This window comes from Nocardiopsis sp. NPDC049922, from assembly GCF_040660275.1.
Lineage (GTDB): Bacteria > Actinomycetota > Actinomycetes > Streptosporangiales > Streptosporangiaceae > Nocardiopsis.
Genome location: NZ_JBFAME010000011.1, coordinates 110,611 through 131,085, shown reverse-complemented (window position 1 = coordinate 131,085; position 20,475 = coordinate 110,611). Strand labels below are relative to the sequence as shown.

At 72.9% G+C, this 20,475-nt stretch carries 15 protein-coding genes, 2 tRNA genes and 1 pseudogene; 13 read left to right on the top strand and 5 right to left on the bottom strand.

Features of this window, described 5'->3' with window-relative positions:
- The first annotated feature begins 1 nt into the window (after position 1).
- Complete coding sequence (locus AB0I72_RS20835) at positions 2-1,408, top strand: DUF6114 domain-containing protein (protein WP_358571142.1); 1,407 nt, start codon at positions 2-4, stop codon at positions 1,406-1,408.
- A 65-nt stretch (positions 1,409-1,473) separates the two neighbouring features.
- On the opposite strand, the gene AB0I72_RS20830 is transcribed toward AB0I72_RS20835, so the two are convergent.
- Positions 1,474-3,285, bottom strand: a complete 1,812-nt coding sequence (locus AB0I72_RS20830) for a UvrD-helicase domain-containing protein (RefSeq protein WP_358571139.1) — start codon at positions 3,283-3,285, stop codon at positions 1,474-1,476.
- 920 nt (positions 3,286-4,205) lie between these two features.
- Here AB0I72_RS20830 and AB0I72_RS20825 point away from each other — a divergent pair.
- Together AB0I72_RS20825 and AB0I72_RS20820 are read left to right on the top strand one after the other, a co-directional pair.
- A pseudogene (locus tag AB0I72_RS20825) lies at positions 4,206-4,793 on the top strand (ElyC/SanA/YdcF family protein); the annotation flags it as partial.
- A gap of 134 nt (positions 4,794-4,927) precedes the next feature.
- Positions 4,928-6,358 carry a hypothetical protein gene (locus tag AB0I72_RS20820; protein ID WP_358571136.1) on the top strand — a complete coding sequence of 477 codons (1,431 nt, stop codon included), beginning with the start codon at positions 4,928-4,930 and terminating at the stop codon, positions 6,356-6,358.
- Between the two features lie 13 nt (positions 6,359-6,371).
- Here AB0I72_RS20820 and AB0I72_RS20815 read toward each other — a convergent pair whose 3' ends face one another.
- Positions 6,372-7,145, bottom strand: coding sequence for an ElyC/SanA/YdcF family protein (locus AB0I72_RS20815; protein WP_358571133.1), 774 nt, complete (start codon positions 7,143-7,145; stop codon positions 6,372-6,374).
- 115 nt (positions 7,146-7,260) lie between these two features.
- On the opposite strand from AB0I72_RS20815, the gene AB0I72_RS20810 reads away from it, so the two are divergent.
- Positions 7,261-8,817, top strand: a complete 1,557-nt coding sequence (locus tag AB0I72_RS20810) for a DUF885 family protein (RefSeq protein WP_358571130.1) — start codon at positions 7,261-7,263, stop codon at positions 8,815-8,817.
- Positions 8,818-8,995: 178 nt separating this feature from the next.
- On the opposite strand, the gene AB0I72_RS20805 is transcribed toward AB0I72_RS20810, so the two are convergent.
- Positions 8,996-10,000 carry an N-acetylmuramic acid 6-phosphate etherase gene (locus tag AB0I72_RS20805; RefSeq protein ID WP_358571127.1) on the bottom strand — a complete coding sequence of 335 codons (1,005 nt, stop codon included), beginning with the start codon at positions 9,998-10,000 and terminating at the stop codon, positions 8,996-8,998.
- A gap of 64 nt (positions 10,001-10,064) precedes the next feature.
- Complete coding sequence (locus tag AB0I72_RS20800) at positions 10,065-11,045, bottom strand: MurR/RpiR family transcriptional regulator (protein ID WP_358571124.1); 981 nt, start codon at positions 11,043-11,045, stop codon at positions 10,065-10,067.
- A 292-nt stretch (positions 11,046-11,337) separates the two neighbouring features.
- Here AB0I72_RS20800 and AB0I72_RS20795 point away from each other — a divergent pair, with 292 nt between their 5' ends.
- From AB0I72_RS20795 to AB0I72_RS20765, 7 genes are all read left to right on the top strand, one after another.
- Positions 11,338-13,059, top strand: a complete 1,722-nt coding sequence (locus AB0I72_RS20795; protein WP_358571238.1) for an AfsR/SARP family transcriptional regulator — start codon at positions 11,338-11,340, stop codon at positions 13,057-13,059.
- A 127-nt stretch (positions 13,060-13,186) separates the two neighbouring features.
- On the top strand, positions 13,187-13,372 hold the full coding sequence (locus tag AB0I72_RS20790) for a hypothetical protein (RefSeq protein ID WP_358571121.1): 186 nt from the start codon (positions 13,187-13,189) through the stop codon (positions 13,370-13,372).
- Positions 13,373-13,553: 181 nt separating this feature from the next.
- A tRNA-Lys gene (locus tag AB0I72_RS20785) sits at positions 13,554-13,626 on the top strand.
- 210 nt (positions 13,627-13,836) lie between these two features.
- Positions 13,837-13,909, top strand: a tRNA-Lys gene (locus tag AB0I72_RS20780).
- A gap of 435 nt (positions 13,910-14,344) precedes the next feature.
- Positions 14,345-14,821: a septum formation family protein gene (locus AB0I72_RS20775; RefSeq protein WP_358571119.1), complete on the top strand. Its 477-nt coding sequence runs from the start codon at positions 14,345-14,347 to the stop codon at positions 14,819-14,821.
- Positions 14,822-15,058: 237 nt separating this feature from the next.
- Positions 15,059-15,613 carry a septum formation family protein gene (locus AB0I72_RS20770; RefSeq protein WP_358571116.1) on the top strand — a complete coding sequence of 185 codons (555 nt, stop codon included), beginning with the start codon at positions 15,059-15,061 and terminating at the stop codon, positions 15,611-15,613.
- Positions 15,614-15,824: 211 nt separating this feature from the next.
- Positions 15,825-16,409 (top strand): septum formation family protein, encoded by a 585-nt coding sequence (locus AB0I72_RS20765; protein ID WP_358571114.1) that lies wholly within the window; start codon positions 15,825-15,827, stop codon positions 16,407-16,409.
- A gap of 69 nt (positions 16,410-16,478) precedes the next feature.
- On the opposite strand, the gene AB0I72_RS20760 is transcribed toward AB0I72_RS20765, so the two are convergent.
- Complete coding sequence (locus AB0I72_RS20760; protein WP_358571111.1) at positions 16,479-18,128, bottom strand: alpha/beta fold hydrolase; 1,650 nt, start codon at positions 18,126-18,128, stop codon at positions 16,479-16,481.
- 328 nt (positions 18,129-18,456) lie between these two features.
- On the opposite strand from AB0I72_RS20760, the gene AB0I72_RS20755 reads away from it, so the two are divergent.
- Together AB0I72_RS20755 and AB0I72_RS20750 are read left to right on the top strand one after the other, a co-directional pair.
- The gene (locus AB0I72_RS20755; RefSeq protein WP_358571108.1) at positions 18,457-19,545 is read left to right on the top strand and encodes an ABC transporter permease; all 1,089 of its coding nucleotides are present in this window, start codon (positions 18,457-18,459) and stop codon (positions 19,543-19,545) included.
- Between the two features lie 47 nt (positions 19,546-19,592).
- Complete coding sequence (locus tag AB0I72_RS20750) at positions 19,593-20,474, top strand: ABC transporter permease (RefSeq protein WP_358571105.1); 882 nt, start codon at positions 19,593-19,595, stop codon at positions 20,472-20,474.
- The last annotated feature ends 1 nt before the right edge of the window (position 20,475 follow it).

Sequence of the window (20,475 nt, the reverse complement as noted above, 5' to 3'; positions counted from 1 at the left end):
CATGTCCCACGCACTCGACGCGCTCCGCGCGGCTCGGGGAGGGTTCCGCTCCTGGCGGCGGACCCGGCCGTTCTGGGGCGGCCTGCTGCTCGCCGCCGCCGGTGTCGAGCTCCTGGTCGCCCCGGCCGCGCAGAGCCTGATCCTGCCGATCGACCTGATCATCTACGCCGGGATCGCCGGTGTGTCGGGCACGCTCATCGGGGTGCTGCTGATCGCGATCGGCGTGCTCGCCTGGCTCCAGCCGGCCCAGCACACCTTCTTCGGGCTGGTCGGGCTCCTGCTGGCGCTGGTGTCGTTCGTGACGTCCAACTTCGGCGGGTTCGTCATCGGGATGCTGCTCGGGATCGTCGGAGGCTCGCTCGTCTTCGCGTGGTGTTCCCGTGTGCGGCGGCGCGCTCCCCGTCGCCGCCGCACACGGTTCCGACGCGGCGACGGGGCCACCGGTCGGGACGGCGACGCCCCAGGCGACCGGGCCCGGGAGGCCGACGGGGACGGCGGCGACGGGGCCGCCGCCCCGCCCGGCACCCGACCGCTGGCCGCGCTGGCGCTGCCGCTCGCCCTCGTCCTGACCGTTCAGGCCGTCCACGCGCCCGCCGACTGGCCCTGGGACTGGTTGTTCCCGCCGGGGAACGAGGAGGAGCGCCCCTCCGACCCGCCCTCGGACGGCGCCAGTCCCTCGCAGAGCCCGTCCGACGGCCCCTCCGCGGACCCGACCGCCGGGCCGAGCGACCCCGACGACGGGCCGGGGACCCCCGGAGACCGCGGCGACCCCGCCGAACCGGGGGACGGGGACGACGCGGACGAGGCGGAGGACGGGGAAGGCGCGAACGGGACGGGCGACGACGAGGAGGAGGCCGCCGACCCGGCGGACTGCCCCCTGCTGACGGGCGGGACGGGCGTGGCCGAGACCGAGGAGGAACTCCTGTCGGCCGTCCGCGCCTGCGAGGCCGCCGACCAGGAGGGCGAACTCCCGGAGGTCGCGGTCGACGAGGCCTACGACTGCTTCCGCGGATCGGTCCGCACCTCCGGACTGACGGCGGACCGGCTCACGATGAGCGGCGCGAGCTTCGGCGGCGTCGTGGAGTGCCCCACCGAGGACGGTCCCCGCCGCTATCTCCGCCTCACCATGCGCAGGGCCGACCTGCGCGGCGCGGAACTGTGGTTCGAGGACGCCGGGGCCAGGATGAGCCTCGGGCTGCCGACCCTGATCATGGACGGCGACGTGGAGATGCACGTCACCCGCATGCACGTGCGCATCCTCGGCATCCCGCTCACCTTCACGCCCGACTTCCCGCCCCCGCTGCTGCTGCCGTACATGATCGTCACCGACGTCGACGTGGCCAGCCCCATGGCCGGAACCGACAGCATGTCCATCCCCGGCTTCGACGGCCGGTACGACGGGGCCTGAGCGGCCGGGCCGGTGGTCCCGGCCGGTGGGCGTACCCACCGGCCGGTCTCACCGCCGGGCGGCGGTCACCAGGAGTCCGCGATCAGACGGCTCGGCCGCCCCACGTGCGACACGTACAGCGCGTCCCTGGCCCGGGTCGCGGCGACGAACAGCAGCGTCCGCTCGCGCCGGAGGGTGTGCTCCAGCGCCACCTGGTCGCCGTCGGCCGCCTCGATGGCCGCCTTGGGCGGGAGCAGGTGGTCGCCCAGGCCCACGAGCGCCACGCAGCGGAACTCCTGCCCCTTGAGCCGGTGCATCGTGCCGACCCGCACCGCCTCGCCCCCGCCGGGACCCTCCAACGGCGCGGTGCGCACGTCCCGGGCCTCCAGCTCCTTGGTGACCCCCCGCGCCACCCAGTGGTTGCGCCCGGCCACCGCGATCTCGCTCGGGTTGACCCCGGCCTCCAACCACACCCGGACCCACTCACCCAGGGCGGACAGCTCCTCGGCCCGGTTGGAGCACTCGCGCACCACCGGCGCCGGACCGCGCAGGAGCGAGCGGTACCCCGCCAGGGTGTCGGCGTCGTCGTCCATCCCGAGGGCGGCGCGGCGACCCAGGATGGGCATGGTCCAGTCCAGGATCTCCTGGGTGACCCGGTAGCTGACCCGCAGCCGGTGCCCGCGCCCGCGCACGTTGATGCCGAGCGAGGCCAGCGAGACCCGGTTGTCGGACACCCGCTGGTGCGGGTCGGCGACGATGAACAGGTCGTCCGGTCCCTCCGGGACGGCCGCGCGCAGCATCCGCCACTGGGCCGGGTGCAGATCCTGGGCCTCGTCGACCACGGCGTGGCGGAACAGCGGACCGCTCCGACCCAGCACGCGCGCGGCCTCCGCCGCCAGCTGCGGGTACGACCACAGTCCCTCGACGCGCATCGCCCCCACGTACCGGCGGACGGTCTCCCACACCTGACGGCGGTGCTCGGGCGCCAGGTGCTGGACCCGGCCGCTGCGCTCGCAGCGGATGTACTGCGGGAGCAGCTCCAGGTCCTGGGCGAGGATGACCTGCTCCCACTCGTCGACCAGGAACCGGCCGGAGAACGGGAGCCCGTCGGCGACCGCCACCGCGCGCCAGCGCCGGGCCAGCTCGTCCTTGCCGATCAGGCGGGGCGCCACGCTCGCGTGCGCCTGGACGACCGACCGGGCGAGGCCGTCGACGGTGACCACCCGCACCCGGGCCCGCGTGTCGGGGTCGGGCAGCAGCTGGTCGAGCCGCTCGGAGAGGGTCTGGGCGAGAGCGCGGTTGTAGGTGGTGAGCAGGACCGACTCGCGGGGGTCGTCGGGGCGCGCGGCGGCGTCGCGCTGGGCCAGGTGGGCGGCGCGGTGCAGGGCGAGGACCGTCTTGCCGGTGCCCGGGCCCCCGGTGATCTGGGTGGATCCGTTGAAGTGCGCCTCGGCCAGCGCGTGCTGGTCGGGGTGGAGCGTGATCTGCCACTGGTCGAAGGGCGCGCGCAGGGCCCCGGTCAGCTCGGGCGGACCGGTGGGCGTGGGGTCGACGCCGCCGGGACCGGCGACGGTCGGGGTGTCCGGGCGCAGATCGCGGGCGAGGCGCAGGGCCTCGTCGTGGGGGCGCACGGCGATGAGGCGGTACCGCGGGGTGACGTCCTCGGGGTGGTCGGCGCGGGTGTGCTCCTCGGCGTCGTCGGGCAGGACCACGCCGGACCAGTCGGGGGCGATGCTGACGACCCGGACGCTCGGGTCGGCGGCGCCCTCGACGGACTCCAGCGCGGGGTGGTCGCCTGCCTGGTAGGCACGCATCGCGGTCAGCGCGAGGAGCTGGACGTCGGGCGTGAGGCGGGAGAAGTCGCTGAGAAACGTCGGGGCGATCGCAAGGGCGGACACGTCGTGATTTCCTCCGGTCGTCGACCAGGTGTCGTGGGGTGGTACGGGGGGTGGTCGGAACGGACGGTGGCGGTCGGGGACGTCGGCCGGACGGCCGTCGCTCTAGGTGAAGGATGCTCGCGCAGGAATTCCGGCAAACGCCGCTCGCGAGGCGATTCTCGGCATGTTCGAGGTGGGCGTCGGTCTCTCTGTTCGTGCAGGTCACGGCATTGATTACGGAAGTCAGTTCGAGGCGTTCGACCGGCATTTCCCGACTCCGTTCCGAGGGGGTCCGTGACCTGCGGTTCTTCGTGCGACATCTGTGTCCGAAAGCCGATTACATGCATGTCCGAAACCCGACCTCCTGGCGTTCGCGGCGCTGTTCCGAGCGAGGACGGTGGGGAGCGTGCGGTGTTCCGGGACTGCGGGAGAGGAACGTCCGAAACCGGGGACGCGGAGTGACCGGGCGGGCGGCGGGGGACCGGGACTCGTGGGACGCGGGAGGCGCCGACGCAAGCGGCCGCGCCGCTGACGATGTGGCCGGATCCGGACACTCTCTGTGCGGGGGAGCCGACGCGCGAGATCGTGTACGGCACGGAGCACGCGGCCGACGCGTGGTTCAGGACTCTGCCGGGGTCCGTCCTACCCCGGCAGAGTCCTCAACCACCCTAGAGAAGCGGTACCCAGTCCCGGGCGCCGTCAAAGCGCGCCGAGCCCGGGAACCTCGTGCTGGTGGCGAGTCCCGCCGCCCGGTCCGTGCGACCGGGCGAGCCCCATCATCGCTGAGGGGTACGACAGATGGACGGTCGGTGCCCTCGAACGGTTCCGTTCGCGGCCGCACCGATGCGCCGGTGGGCGCGGTCGGCCGCCCCGGCTCCCGTGCTCCACCGGTACGCCATGATGGGGGTGCGCACGAGCGTCGGAGGAGGAGGGCGGCCGGGGTGGCTGTGTGGATCGTGGCGATCGGGGCCGGCGTGCCCGTCCTGGCACTGGCGCCGTTCGCGTGGACGTACCTGGCCAGCGCGGGCCGGCGCAGGACCCTCCGGACCGTGCCCCGCCGGCCGGTCGCGGTCGTCCTGGGCGCCGCCGCCTGGAACGACGGCCCCTCGCCCCTGCTCGCCCGCCGACTCGACATCGCCGTGCGCCTGATCGAGGACGGCCGGGTCGGCCGGATCATCGTCTCGGGCGACAACCGCGAGGTCTCCCGCCGCGAGACCGACACCATGACCGACTACCTCGTCGCCCACGGCGTCCCCGCCGACCGGATCGAGGCCGACCGCCACGGCTACCGGACCTGGGACACCTGTGTCCGGGTCCGCGACCTCTTCGGCGTCGAGGCGGCCACCATGGTCACCCAGTCCTTCCACCTGCCGCGCACCGTCGCGCTCGCCCGAGCCGCCGGGATCGACGCCGTCGGCGTCGGCGACCCGAGCCTGGGCGCCCGGCGGCGCTCCACCGTCGTCGGTTACGCGCGCGAGGTCGGCGCCGCCGTCAAGGCACTGCGCGACGCGGCCCTCCGCCCCGCCCCGCCCCGGCGCGCGCGGAGCCGTGACGCGTCCCCTTCGTTTCCCACCTTCCAGCAGCTTGTTTGTAGGCTCCAGGCAGGAAGGAGGTGGGTGCTGCCTCCCCGCCAAGGACGGGCGGTCCACACCCACGAACACACATGAACGCGACCAACAGCCCACACGACGGCGCGCGGGACGTGGACTGGGCCGCGCTGGCCCCTGAGGGGGGCGAGCGGATCCCCGAACTCCTGGAGACGCTGGCCGGAAGCGACGCCGCGCTCTCCGAACTCCACGACATCGTCCACTTCCCCGCGCCGGGACACCTCGCCGCGCCCAGGGCCGTCGACGTCCTCGTCGACGTCGCCTGCTCCCCGGACACACCGGTCACCGACCGCTGGCGGCCGCTCAGCCTCCTCCTCGAACTGGTCAGCGGGAACGCCGAGGACCGCTTCCCCGAGCCGCTCGACCTCCAGCAGTGGCGGGACGAGGTGGCCTGGGCGAACTCCAACGACGCCGAGAAGGTCCGCGAGCAGTACCGGACCTGGGCCGAGGAGGCCCCGGACGAACAGCACCACCGGCGCATGCGCCACCGGCTGGCCGTCATGGGCTCCCCGGACGGGGCGGCCCTCCTCCAGGCCGAACTCGACACCTACGAGGCGATCCGCGCCCGCGTGCCCGACCTGGTCACCCTCCTGCGGGGCGGCGGCAACCGGGGCGGGCTGGACCGGGCCGGGGAGTGGGTGAGCTACGTGCTCGCCTTCCTCCACGACGACGCCGAGCTGATCACCGCGGAGATCACCGGCGCCTCCCAGTTCCTCCTCGCCAAGGACCTGCGCGGCGCGCCCCAGGCGCCCGCGTCCCTGACCGAGGTGATGAGCGGCGGCCACGACAACGGGGAGCCGCTGCCCGCCGAACTGTTCGCCCTCGGCCTGCTGGCCAGCCCCGAGGACGTCGACACCACCGTCGCGCTCACCCACGAGATGGGCGGGGGGAACCTCTACAACTCCTTCGCCGCATCCGTGGCGATGGTGCTCATCCACGGGGAGAACACCCCGCGCGAGGGGCTGCGCCGCATCGGGCGCGGCGGCGGCACCGGTATGGGATACGAGGGCCTGTTCAACGAGTCCTGGCCGCACTGCGGCACGCGCTCCCCGCAGGTCCTCGGCTTCCTGGCGCTCGGCCGCGCCGGTGCGCGCGCCCGCCGCCTGCGCCTGGACATGCTGCCCGGCCTGATCAAGGGCGAGGACGCATCGCGCGCCCTGGTCACCGGGGTCGGGCTGGAGATGGTCCTCGGCCCCCGTTCGCGGGGGTTCACCGCCGAGGAGCACTCCCACGCCGAGTACGGCGAGGAGACGCTCAAGGTCCTGTGGGCGATCGCCGAACTGCCCGCCTCCGCCTGGGCGGACGAGGAGTTCGCCGCCACCCTGCGCGCCTGGGCGCTGCCGGAGGACCACACCGAGTTCTGCGAGCTGGTCGGCGCGGAGCCCGAGCCCGAGGAACCGGAGGCCCCCGCGACCCCGGCGCCCGGGACGCGGGGCCCCGACACCGAGCGCGGCGGCCTGTTCGGACGCCTGTTCGGCGGCCGGTAGCCGCCGGTGACGGTCAGCCCTGGTCGGCCGCCTCGGCGGCGGCCAGGGCGTCGTCCACCCCGGACTCGTACTCGCCGAGGAAGACGGGATCGGGGCGGAACACCGTCGTGAGGAAGGCGGCCGCGGTCGCCGGGACCTCCCGGAACCAGCCGTAGACGGTCGCGGTGGTGCGCTCCCGCAGACTGGAGTCGGCCACGCCCACCGCGTCGATCCCCGCCGTCCGGCACAGCCCCACGGCGCGTGGCAGGTGGAAGTCCTGGGTGACGACGGTGGCCGCCTCGACCCCGAACACCTCGCGGGCGCGGGCGCAGGAGTCCCAGGTGGAGAAGCCCGCGTAGTCGGTGACGACGCGGTCGCCGGGGACCCCGGCGGCGATCAGATACTCCCGCATGGTGTCGGGTTCGTTGTAGTGGTCCACGCTGTTGTCCCCGCTGACCAGGATCGCCCGCACCCGGCCGTCGAAGTAGAGGTCGGCGGCGGTGTCCAGGCGGCGGGCCAGCAGCAGCGTCGGGACGCCGTCCGGGCGCACGCCCGCGCCGAGCACGAGGGCCACCGGGCGGTCGGGCACGGTCACGGCGGTGTGGCGGTCCTCGGCGGTGGACACGAGCGACCACACGAACGGCGCGCAACCCGCCAGGACGGCGGCCGCGGCCAGGACGCCGAGGATCCGGCGCCAGGGGAGCCTCCCGCGTCCGGGGGCGGTGTCCCGGTCCTCGCGGGCGTGGGGAGTGTCGCGGCGGTCCTCGGCGGAGGTGGAGTCCGGGGGCGTGGTGTCGGAAGTCGTCACACCCGGGGAGACGAGTCGACGGGCTGTCAGGTTCCGGATTCATTCCGTGTTCGTGTTCGCGCTGTTCACGGCGCTCGCCTCGCGGGGACGCGGGAGCGGTGGTTAGAGTCACCGGATGCCAGACGAATACGAACTCACGCCGCGCCTGCGCGCCCTGGCCGACCTCCTGCCCGGCGGGATGCGCGAGGGCGCCGGAATGCACGAGTACGACGGCGTCGTCGCCGACCTGTCCCCGGAGGGCGTCCGCACGGGGCTGGCCGCCCTCGGCGGCGACCCGCTGGACGACCCCCACGACGAGGCCCACCTGTCCGCGTTCGAGGACGGCCTCCGCGTGGAGCTGGGCGAACTCCAGCTGCACCGCGCCAACCCGCTGTACCACCTCGGCGAACTGGACCTGTCCTGCTACGACCGGGCCTACGCCCCGCGGGAGGAACGGGACCGCGCCCGGGTGGACCACCTCAGACGGTGGCCCGAGGTCGTGGACCACGCGATCGCCGCCCTGGACCGCCTCTCCGCGCCCGTCGCCCGCTCGCTCCTCGGCGCCGTCCGGGGCGCCGCCGAGGGGGTGCCCGCGACCGTCCCGGAGGACGTGCGCGCGGCCGCCCTGGTGGCCCACGCCCGGCTGGTCGCGCACGTCGAGGAGGCCGCCGGGTCCGGGCCCGCGAGCGCCGCGCTCGGGGCTGAGGACCTCAGCAGGCTCATGGGGGTCCAGGAGGCCGTCACCGTCGACCTCGCCGCCCTGGCCGCCCGGGCCGACGCCGAACGCGACCGCCTGCGCGACCGGCTGGCCGAGGCCACCGGACGACTGGCGCCCGGCCGCGACCCGATGGAGGTCAGCCGGGAGCTGACCCGGCGGCACCCGGACGCCGAGGGCGTCCTCGACGCCGCGCGCCGCTGGACCGGCCTCGCCCTGGACTTCACCGCCGAGCGCGATCTGGCCCCGTACGGCGACGGTGAGTGCAGCGTGGACGTCTCCCCGCCGTCCCAGCGGTGGGCGACCGCGATGATGGCCTGGTCGGGCCCGTGGGAGGCGGACACCCCGTCCTTCTACTTCATCACCCCGCCCGACGCGGACTGGTCGGAGGAGGAGGCCGCAGAGTGGCTGGAGATGTTCAGCCACACCACCCTGCCCGCCGTCAGCGTCCACGAGGTGGCGCCCGGCCACTACTCCCACGGCCGCGCCCTGCGCCGGGCGCCCAGCGCGGTCCGCCGCGCCCTGCACTCCATGACCTTCGCGGAGGGCTGGGCGCACTACGCCGAGGAGATGTGCCTGGAGGAGGGCTTCGGCGCGTACGCGGCCGAGCGGCTGGGCGATCCGGAGTGGACCGCGACGCACTACGAGATCGGCGTGTGGCTGGAGGCGCTGATCCGCGTCACCCGCCTGTCCGTCGCCGTCGGCGTGCACACCGGAGGGATGACCGTGGAGCAGGCGGCCGCCCGCTTCTCGGCGGACACCCCGCTCCAGGGCCCGGCCGCCCTGTCCGAGGCCAACCGGGCCACCTTCGACCCCACCTACGGCCGCTACACCTGGGGCAAGCTGGAGATCCTCGCCCTGCGCGAGCGGGCCCGGGAACGGTGGGGCGACGGGTTCTCCCTCGCCCGGTTCCACCGGGCCCTGCTCGACCTGGGCTCGCCGCCGCTCGGCCTCATCGGCAAGGCCCTCGACGGCTAGGCGGAGTTCCCGGAGCGGTCACTCGAGGGGGTGACCGTTCGGGCGCCGCCAGGGTGCTGCACGACGAGTCGAGCCGCTAGCGAGGAACGAGCGTCAGGCGAAGACGAGGAGGAAGCATCCCTGGCCTTGGGGCGCCCGAACACGGGCCGAAGCGAAGCGGAGGCCCAAAGAAGCACGGTCACACGGGCGGGTCGGGAACCCCCAGCTCGGCCAGTGCGGCGCGGACGCGTCCCCTCCCCGCGGACAGCGCCCGCGCCGCCCGCTGCGGATCCACGTCGGCCAGCAGCGACACCAGCGCCACGCGGGTGTCGCCGTCCGCCGCCGTCAGCGCCTCCTCGCACACCCGCTCGGTCAACCCGGTCGTCTGGGTCAGGATGGTGACGACGCGCCCCCGCAGCTTGCTGTTGGAGGCGTCCACGCCGACCATCAGGTTCGAGTAGGTCCGTCCCATCCGCACCATCACGGCCGTGGAGAACGCGTTCAGCGCCAGTTTCTGCGCCGTCCCCGCCTTCATCCGGGTGGACCCGGCGATCACCTCGGCTCCGGTGTCCATCCCCACGTGCACGTCCACGCCCCCGGCCAGGGGCGCGGCCGGGTTCGCGCTGATCAGCACCGTGGCCGCCCCCCGCTCCCGGGCGGCCTCCAGCGCGCCGCCCACGTACGGGGTGCGGCCGCTCGCGGCCAACCCCACGGCGAGCGACCCCGGAGCCACGCCCGCGGCGTCGATCCGGCCGGACTCCCAGTCGTCCTCGATCCCCTCCATCGCGCGGACCAGGGCGCCGCCGCCCCCGGCGTGGTGCGCCACCACCCATTCCGCGGGCACGCCGTAGGTGGGCGGCAGCTCCGCCGCGTCCTGGGCGGCGATGCGGCCCGAGGTCCCGGCTCCGAAGTAGTGGATGGCCGCGTCCGACTCCAGGGCCGCCACGCCCAGGTCGACGGCGCGCGCCAGCTCCGGCAGGACGGCGGCCACGGCCGAGGGCACGGTCATGTCCTCCGCGTTGATCTGCCGCAGGACGTCCAACGACGGAAGCAGGTCGATGTCGTGCGTCCCCGAGTTGCGGGCCTCGGTGGGGGCGCGGACGATCACGGTGTCACCGCCCCCCGGTGGACGGGTGGCGGTGCCCGCCCCCGTGGACCCGTCGTCCGTACCGCTGTGCACAGCGCTCTCCTGTTCGGTCCGCACCGGCAGCCGTTCCCTTCCGTCGGTGGTCGCCCCGGCGCCGCCACGGCGGCCGGGGAGGCTCGGATCAGTCGTCGCCGGCGTCCGTGGCGTCGGCGGCCTCTCCGCTTCGGCGGCGTCTTCGGTCGTCGTTGATGCGCAGGCCGCGCACGGCCTCGAAGGTGGTCTCCAGGGCGGTGCGGCTCTCGGTGTACCGGCTCTGGGCGAGCCCCACGAAGAGGCAGTCCACGACCGTCAGCTGCGCGAGTCTGCTGGCCGTCGCCCCCGAACGGAACGTGGTCTCGCGCGCCGCCGTGGTGAGCACGTGGTCGGCGAAGCCGATGGGGGAGCGGGGGAAGTTGGTGATCGCCACCGTCCGCGCCCCGCGCCGTCCCGCCTCGGCCAGCGCCTGCACGGTGTCGATCGTGGTGCCGCTGTGCGAGATGCCGATGGCCACGTCGCGCGCGTCGAGCAGCGCGGCGCTGGTCAGCATGACGTGCGCGTCCGCCCACGCGAAGGACGTCATCCCGATCCGGTGCAGCTTCTGCTGGAGGTCGGCGCCGACGAAGGCGCTCGCCCCCACCCCGTAGACGTCGATCCGGCGGGCGGCGGCCATCGCGTCGATGACCGTGCGCAGGGCGTCGACGTCGAGCGCGGCGCCGGTCTCCTCCACGGCGCGCGCGTCGGTGTAGGCGATCTTCTGGACCACGGTGACCAGGGTGTCGTCCGGGTCGATGTCGCTGGCCAGTTCGGGGGCCGCGGACCGGGCGCCGCGCGCCTGACCGGCCTCGGTCGCCAGGGCCAGGCGCAGCTCGCGGTAGCCGCTGAAGTCGATGGTCCGGCAGAACCGGATCACGGTGGCCTCGGAGGTGGCGCAGTCCTTGGCGAGCTGGGTGATGGACGACGCCGCGGCCCGTTCGGGGTCGTCCACGACCCGTTGGGCGACCCGCCGCTCGGCCGGGGCCAGGGAGGGGATCAGCGACCGGATGCGCAGCACCGTGGTGGGAACGGCGGAGGCGACGGCGTCCCCGTTGGTCTGGTCGCCGTTGGGCTTCGGAATTTGCGCCATGGAGGAAAGTTTCTTTCGGTCGTGGTGCAGAGTCAACGCGAGGAAGGGAAAAAGCGGGAGAATCAAGGATGACAAGGGACCCCGCTGGCGGCAAGTACCGGGGTGGCGATTGCGAAATCCCAGCTCAGTGGGCACCCTGGGGGCGGGGCGCCGCGGCCACCCGCTCACGTCGGCGCCGTCAGGCAGGGGGGATGGTGCTGTGTCGCCACGCGACCCGGCGGTAGGTCGGCACGCCACGGCCGCCGACGTCCGAGCCTCGGACCCACCCCCGGACGGGCGCCCGGTCCGGGCCCTGCGCGTCACCGTCCTCGGCCGCCTCGGCGTCGAGGTCGACGGGACCGCCCTCCCGCTGCGCGGCGGCAAGCGGTGCGCCCTCCTGGCGGCCCTCCTGCTCGGCGCGGGGCGCACGCTCTCCGTCGAGGACCTCGTCGATCGCGTGTGGGGGGTGCCACCGGGCCCGGCCAACCGCGGCGCCCTCCAGGTCCACGTGGCCCGTGCCCGCGCCCTGTTCGACGCGCACTGCGGCCGTCCGCTCATCCGGGGCGGCGACGGCGGCTACCGGATCGACCTCGCCGAGTCCGAGTCCGACCTGCTCGCCTTCCGTGCCCTGGTGCGCCGCGCCGACGCCGCCGACGCACCGGACGTCCGCGCCGCCCTGCTGGCCGACGCGCTGGCCCTGTGGCGCGGTCCCGTCCTGGGCGACGTCGTCAGTCCCGCCCTGCACGAACACGACGTCGCGCCCCTGCACGAGGAGCTGCTGCGCGTCGCGGAGGACGGGTTCGGGGCGGCCCTGGACCGCGGCGGCCACGAGGAGGTCGCGCGCCGGATCGCCCCCGTCGCCGCCGCCCACCCCGAGCGCGAACCCCTCGCCCGCATCCACATGGTCGCCCTCTACCGGAGCGGCCGCCCCAGCGAGGCGCTGCGCGTGTACGCGCGCACCCGCACCGTCCTGGCCGAACGCCTGGGGGCGGACCCCGGCCGCGATCTCCGGGAGACCTTCCACGGAGTCCTGCGCGGCGACCTCGACGCGGTGCCGCGCGTTCCCCGCCCCCGTGCCGGGTCCGGCCCGGACGCGGCGGGACCGGCGACGGCCGGGCGGCGCGGTGCGGCGGGACCGGAACGGGACGCCGGGCGGTCCGCGGACCGGACCGACGCGATGGCGGTCCCCGCCGAGCTGCCCGCCGCGGTGACGCCGCTCGTGGGCCGGGAGCGAGCCCTGGCCGAACTCGACCGGATGGTCGACCCGTGCGGCCTCACCCCGGGCAGCGTGCTCGTGCGCGGTCCGGCCGGGGCGGGCGGCAGCGCCCTCGCCGTGCGGTGGGCGCACACCGCCGCGTCGCACTTCCCAGACGGACAGCTCTACGTCAACCTCCGGGGCGAGGACGGCCGGCCGCGTGAACCGGCCGAGGTGCTGCGCCGCCTGCTGCGCTCCCTGTCCGGGGGCGCCGAGGTCCCTCCCGGCCTGGGGGCGGACGAGGCGGCCGCGCGGGCCCGGACGCTCACGGCCCGCCGACGCGTCCTGCTCGTTCTCGACAACGCGGCCTCCGCGCGGCAGGTGCGTCCGCTGCTGCCCGGCGGTACCGGCTGCGCGGCGGTCGTCACGAGCCGCTTCTGGCTGACCGACCTGCTCGTGCGGGACGGGCTGCGGGTGCTGCCGATCGGGGCGCTGGAGCCGGACGAGGCGGTCGGGCTCCTGGGCTCCCTCGTCGACCCCGCCCGCTGCTCACGTGGGGAGCTGGAGCGGCTCGCCGGTCTTGCGGGGTGCCTGCCGCTGCCGTTGCGCATGGCGGTCGCGTGGTTGGACACCCACCCGGACCGGACGGCGGCGGACCTGGTGCGGGTGGCGGAGGGGGTGGACCCGGCACGCGGGACGACACCCGCGGCCCGGATGGCCGCGGTGTTGCGCGCCGGGCCCGAGGAGGGCCGTCTCGGCCGCGGGGAAGTACCGGCCGGACCTGACCCACCGGAGACGAGTGTCGGGCCGCGGCCTTACGTCCGGCTTTCGCGCAGGTGAGATTCCGTGACCGTGGGGGAGAAGAGCACCTCACTGTGCCGTGAGAAACCCAAGTGGTGGTTGTGATCTCGGCTGGATCGGTTCTCGGGGGTGCTCACGGGGCAAACGAGTCGCTAGTGTCGATCACATGACACAGAACAACGAATCCAACCTCGACCCGGCGGGGAACACCCAGCACTTCCGCCGTTTCGTCGATGAGAACCCCGTGACGGACGAGCCCGCGCGCCGCCCGATCCTCCCGCTCGTCCTGGCCGGTGTCGGCGTGGTGCTCGTCATCGCCGTCGCCATCGCGCTCTTCCTCGCCCTGACCTAGGGAGAGGACTCCTCCGGTGGACGGCGCCCGTTCGTCGCGCGGGGCGACTCCACCGACTCCGCGTCGGGCGCGGGCCTCGTCGGGGCGGCCGGAGAACCGGTTCGCGGCCGCTCCGAGGTCCTGCTAAGGTTGTCGTTGTCGCCAGGGAGCACGGCCCACCGGCCGCCCTGGGAAACGGCGAGCGTCATTAGCTCAGTTGGCAGAGCAGCTGACTCTTAATCAGCGGGTCCGGGGTTCGAGTCCCTGATGACGCACAGCGGGACGACCCCGGCCAGGAGGCCCACACCTCCGGGCCGGGGTCATTCGCGTCCGCGGGGTTCGCGTCGGCATGGGCCCCGTCACGCCGCGTGCGTTCACCCTGGTGGCATGGCCCACAGAACGCCGCACGCGGTCCGGGGAACCGCGGAGTTCCGGTAGAGTGAACTCCGTTGGAACGGCGGCCGGGACGGCCTCCGAAACAGCAGGCGTCGTTAGCTCAGTTGGCAGAGCAGCTGACTCTTAATCAGCGGGTCCGGGGTTCGAGTCCCTGACGACGCACAGAACACAGCCCTGGTCGATCGACCAGGGCTTCTGTGGTTTCAGGGTGTGATTCCCACCACCGCCACGCGCCGCGCCCTCCCCTGACCACCGTGGCCGTTCTGGTCGGGGCGGTCGCGCCGTCGAACACCGGAAGTCCCACGAGGCAACGGATTCCGGATTCTCCGTGCGGCGAATTCCTTCCGGGACCGGGTCCCCGTTCCTGCCGCGCCCTCGTCACCCGGTTCTGTCATAGCCGTGGTTTAGAGTTGCCATGCTCCTGACCGTGGATTTCTCATCCGCGATGACCTGCGACAACAGCGGAGAGTAGTCGTGGTTGCGCAATTCGCTGTTTTCTTTAATCCGGATTGACACATCCATGGTCGGTGGTGAACTCTACGATTCCCGCCACCCCCTCTGCGCGGGACCATCCCTGAAAAACCCCGGAGTACCCTCATGCCTTCCGTTTCCCCCATCGTCCGTGCCGCCCTGGTGTCCGCGACGGCCGCCGGCGCCGTGCTCAGCCTGAGCGGCTGCGGCGCGCTGATCTCCGCGCTCGGCGGCGGCAACGCCTTCGAACTCGCCGTCGGCGACTGCTTCGTCGGGGACGAGATGTTCGGCACGGGCTCGGAGGTCTCCGACGTCCCCCTGGTCGACTGCGCGGAGTCGCATGACGCCGAGATCTACTACCTGTACGACATGGAGGGGGACACCTACCCCGGTCAGGACGCCGCCTGGGCCGAGGCTGAAGAGACCTGCCAGGGTCAGGTGTTCACCGACTTCGTCGGCGTCGCCTACGCGGACTCGGAGATCTTCGTCGGCTCGCTGACCCCCACCCAGGAGACCTGGGACGGGCTCAACGACCGCGAGGTCGTCTGCTACGTGTTCACCGAAGAGATGATCACCGGCTCCCTCGAGGGCGCCAACCGCTAGCCGTTCGGGGACGTGTGCGTGCGTCCCCCCGCGAGCGGGCCCCGACCCCGGCCCGTCGCCGCCACCCGGCCGACCGCCGCGCCGCGGTCGCCGGGTGCCGTCTGTCACGGTCCCGGCACGGTCCGACAAGTTCCGGACCAGCCAGAACCAACCCCCAGCCGAGCGCGTCTGGTCCAGGTGCGCCCACCCTCGACCCGCACGGGGTCGGGACGTGAATCCCCATTTTCTGGAGTACCGATGCTGTCCGACAAGCCTCAGACGATCCTTGGCCGAGTCGCTCTCGGCGGTCTCGCCGCCGGCGCCGCCCTGGCGCTGTCCGCCTGTGCCCCCATCGCCGACATCCTGGGCGGCGGTTCCATCGAGGTTCCCGATGTGGACCTGGAGACCCCTGCCGAGGGCGGGGAGGGCCCCACGGACACGGACGTGTTCCAGCTCAACATCGGTGACTGCTTCATCAAGGAAGACCTGAACACGGCCTTCATGAGCGGAGACGTCTCCGAGGTCCCGATCCTCGACTGCGCCGAGTCGCACGACTCCGAGATCTTCTACACGTACGACATCGCTGGTGACACGTACCCCGGCGAGGAGGCTGTGAGCGCCGACGTGAGCGAGACCTGCGCGGGCCAGGCGTTCACCGACTTCATCGGTGTCGAGTACGCCAACTCGGAGTTCCTCATCGACGCCTTCACCCCGACCGAGGACGGGTGGAACACGATCGGCGACCGCGAGGTGATCTGCTACGTGAAGACCGGCGAGCTGGTCACCGGCACCCTCGAGGGCGCCAACCGCTAGTCGCACGCGCACGCGTGATCCCCGGGGCGGGGCCCAGCACGGGCCCCGCCCCTCGCCGTGTCCGGTGGTGCTCCCGTGCACGGTGTGCGGGCAGTCGCCCCGGAACCTATCGATCCGGTGACGTACCGAACGTTTCGTGCCTCTCGCGCGTCTGCACAGGTGTCACCGATCCCCGTCGGTGCGAGCACGACGATCCCGTGGAGTCACCGTGGTGTCCGAGACGCGTCGTCCGATCCCCGGCCGAACCGCCCTGGGCCTCCTGGCCGTCGGCGCCGCCCTGGCGCTGTCGGCGTGCGGCCCCCTCCCCCTGCTTCCGCCCGCCCTCATCGACGGCGGGTCCGTCGAGCCCGAACCCGTCGACCCCGAGCCCACCCCCACGCCGGAACCCCCCGAACCAGAGCCCGAGCCCACCGAGCCGGTCGGTCCCACGGACGTCAACGTCTTCAGCCTCGACCTGGGCGACTGCCTCAACGACTACGGAGCCGACGAGGCGGTCTCCGAGGTGCCCGTCATCGACTGCGGCGAACCGCACGACTACGAGGTCTACTACGTCGGCGACCTCGAGGACGGGGAGTTCCCCGGGCGGGAGGAGATCGTCGACATGACCGCCGAGCGGTGCCAGGAGGAGTTCGACTCCTTCGTCGGTGTTCCGTCGGGGGAGTCCGAACTGGGCTTCACCCTGCTGTTCCCGACCGAGAGCGGCTGGAACGACGCCGACGACCGCGAGATCCTCTGCCTGATCTACGAGACGAGCGGTGAGCGGGCCACCGGCAGCCTGGAGGGCGCCCGCCGCTGAACGCGCCCGCGCGCACGGCCCGCACCGGAGGTTCCCGGTGCGGGCCGTGTCGCGGTTCGGGCGGGTGTCCTACCGAAGCGGTGCCGGGATCGGGAGGCCGCCCCGCGCGGACTCCCGCGTCTCGGACAGCGACTCGGCGATCTCGTCCGACGCCAACGGCTCGTCCGTGGCCGCCGCCGGTCGCGGACGACCCGCGCACGTGACGTCCTCGGGAGCGGCGCCGTCCACCAGGTAGGCGTCCACCGCGTCGGTCACGCAGGACATGCCGGGCATGCCGTAGAAGCCGTGCCCGCCCTCGTCGGTGACGCTGACCAGGCGGTGTCCCAGGCGCTCGGACATGGCCACGCCGCCCGCGTAGGGGGTCTGGGTGTCGAACTCCCCGGAGACGACCAGGCCGACGGGGTACCGGTCGCGCTCCGGTTCCACGAGCGGTTCGACGGGTTCGTCCGCGGCGAAGGTGCACGGTGTCGGCGCGTGCCACGCCGCGCCGACACCGAACGGGTGCTCCTCGCGGACCCTCCGCATGTCGGCGTAGTAGCCGGAGAGGCGGTCGGGCCACTCCGCCTCGCATATCACGGCGATGGTCAGGCTCGGGTTGAACGCCTGGTAGTCGGGCTCCTCCTCGGCGAGGGCCGCCGCCGGGGGGAAGGGGACGTCGTGCACGAAGTAGGCCAGCAGGCCCGTGGTCACGTCCCACTCGCCCTGGAACCGGGCGGACTGGCCGACGAGGACGTCGAAGTCGTCGTCGGTGAACGCGTATCCGTCGGGGTATCCGGGCACGTCGGTGCGCGGTGTCCGCTCGAGCTCGCGGGACGTCTCCTCGAAGGCGGCCAGGACCTCGGCGGACGTCGACCCCAGACCGTACACGTCGTCGTGCTCGGCGATCCAGGGCGTGTAGCGTTCGACGTTGCGGCTGAAGGCGGGGGCCATCTGGGTGAAGACACCGCGCCAGACGCCCTCCGGCCGCACCGCGGAGTCCAGGACACTGCGGTCCAGCCGGTCGGGGAAGAGGGCGCCGTAGACCGCGCCGAGGTAGGTTCCGTAGGAGTAGCCCAGGTAGTTGAGCGTGTCCTCCCCCAGGGCGGCCCGGATGACGTCCATGTCCCGTGCGGTGTTCGCCGTGGTCATGAACGGTCGGACGTCGCCGTCCGCTCGGTCGCAGGCGCGTTCCGCGTTGATCGCCGCCCGGGTGATGCCGCCGAACTCCCCGTCGTCCGGACGGGGCGGGCTGGACAGGCCAATGTCGTCGACACCGCAGTCCAGACGCGGTGAGGAGGCGCCGCTGCCGCGCGGGTCCATGCCGATGACGTCGTAGACCTCGGCGACGCGCTCGCCGCCGAGACCGAAGCCGATACCGCGGTCCGGGTCGGGGGTCACCGGGAGGACGCGGCCGGTGCCGCCGGGGCCGCCCGGGTTGGTGAGCAGGATCCCGCGCCGCCGGTCGGGGTCGTCCGCGGCCCTGCGGCTGATCGCGATGGTGACGCGCTCGCCGGCGGGGTCGGCGTAGTCCAGGGGCGCCTCGACGTCGGCGCACTCCAGCCCTTCGAGGAGGGGTTCCCCGCACGGCGCCCACGCGACCTCCTGGTCGTGGAACGCGGCGAGAGGATCGGCGGGGGCGGTGGGTTCGGCGGCGGCCGGGAGGGCCGACGCGAGGGTGAGGGTGAGGGCGCCCACGAGGACGCCCACGGTTGACGTGGTGATCGTGCGTGTTCCGCGCACGGGTCGCCTCCGCTCTTCGCCCGAGCCGTGGGGGTGCTCGGGTGGCTGTCGTCGGAGCCGTCACCGTACGAACCGGACGACGCGGGGCAACACCGACCAAAGTTGTGGGCTCGTGGGTTGGCCGGATGTGGACAGGCTGATTTGTGAGCGAACGTCCACTTATGTGGTTGTTTGTGGACCTGATCGGGTCGCGCTGAAGACGCCGTTTGGTCACAAGGGTGGCGCGGGACACACGCGGGAAACTACGGTGATCTTCTATTAGGAAACTTTCCTAATAATTCATGGACGGTTTCCACCGCACGGCTCACCCCCCGCCCGAAGGAGCCCCGTGACCACGGACACCGCGGCCTCCCCACCACCGTCGCCGCCCGCCGGACCCGCACGCGCCCGACCAGGGGCCACCCCCCTCTGGCGCCGGATCTGGCGCCACTACGCCGTCGTCAAGGTCCGCAAGGCCGTGACCGTCGTGTTCGTGGTCGCCAACGTGACCTTCTTCCTCGGGCGCGCCATGCCCGGAGACCCGATCGACGTCATGGCCGGACGGCTCACCCAGGGCGGGATGAGCATGGAGGAGGCCCGGACGATCGCCACGTACTCCCTGGCCTACGACGTGGACGCGCCCCTGCACGAGCAGTGGTGGGACTTCCTCCTCGGCCTGGTCACCCTCGACCTGGGCGACACCATCAACCGGCCCGGCGTCACCGTCATGGAGGCGATCGCCGCCTACCTGCCCTGGACGCTGTTCAGCATCGGCGCCGGCACCCTCATCGCCATCGTCCTGGGCCTCGTCCTGGGCATGGTCATGGCCTACTGGCGCAACCGGTTCCTCGACCACGTGCTCAGCGTCGTCGCCTCCGTGCTCGGCGCCGTCCCCAACTACCTCATCGCCATGGTGCTCGTGGCCGGGGGCGGCATGTACCTGGGCTGGTTCGACCCGATCACCCTGCGCGGGACGCTCAGCCCCGGGGTCGAACCCGGGTTCACCGCCGAGTTCGTCGGCGACGCCTTCCTCCACGCGCTCCTGCCGATCCTCACCTACGTCCTCGCCGTCATCGGCGTCTGGATGCTCATCATGAAGGCCTCCACCACCGAGGTCCTGAGCGAGGACTACGTGACCGTCGCCCGGGCCCGGGGGTTGCGGGACACCCGCATCGCCTCCGCCTACGTCGGGCGCAACGCCATCCTTCCGCTGGTGGCCCAGATCGCGATCTCGTTCGGCGTCCTCGTCGGCGGCGCGATCTTCGTCGAGGAGGTCCTGGTCTACAAGGGGGTGGGCGGCCTCCTCCTGGACGCGGTGAACTACCGCGACTACCCGCTGCTCCAGGGCCTGCTGGTCATCATCACCTCGTGCGTGGTCCTCGCCAACCTCGTCGCGGACCTCCTCTACAGCCGCCTCGACCCGCGCATCCGGAACTAGGGCGTGTACCGATCCACGCGCGACACACGCCCGGGAGGGCCGCGACCATGACCACCGTCACCACGCCGAACCCCGCCGCCGGCGTCTGGGGCAGCATCTGGCGGGGCCTGACCCACAGCACGAGCGGGTTCGTCGGCCTCTGCCTCGTCGTCGGCGTCCTGCTGTTCTCCTTCGTCGGACCGCTGGTCGTCGACACGGACAACCCCACGGACGTCACCCTCATCTGGGGGCCGATGAACGCCGAGCACTGGCTCGGCACCAACCACGAGGGCAAGGACACCTTCGTCCAGCTCGTGCTGGGCGGACGCGAACCCATCTGGGTCGGTGTCCTGGCCGCCGTCATCACCGTGGCCGTCGCCGTCGTCCTCGGCGGGATCGCCGGGTACGTGCGCGGCCGGGTCGACCACGTCCTGCTCCAGCTCACCGACATCACGATGACCATCCCGTTCATCGTGCTCATGCTGGTCATCGCGTCCTTCTACCGCACCGCCTCACCGGTCGTCGTCGCGCTCATCATCGGCCTGGTCACCTGGCCCCACCTCATGCGCTCCATCCGCGCCCAGGTGCTCACCCTGCGCGAACGCGAGTTCGTCGAGGCGGCCCGCCTCCAGGACCTGGGGACGGCCCGCATCCTCTTCGTCGAGGTCATGCCCAACATGGCGGGCTACATCTTCGTCAACTTCATCATCGCGATCACCAACGCGATCTACGCGGTCGTCGGCATGTACCTGCTCGGCCTGCTCCCCAGCACCGCCGACAACTGGGGCCTGATGATCCAGCAGGCCTGGAACAACAACGCCTTCCTGCTGCCCACGGCCATGCCCTTCCTCGTCGCGCCGATGGTGATGATCATGCTCTTCCAGATCGGCCTGGTCACCATGACCCGGTCCCTGGAGCAGGCCCTCAACCCCCGACTCCGGGACAGGTGAT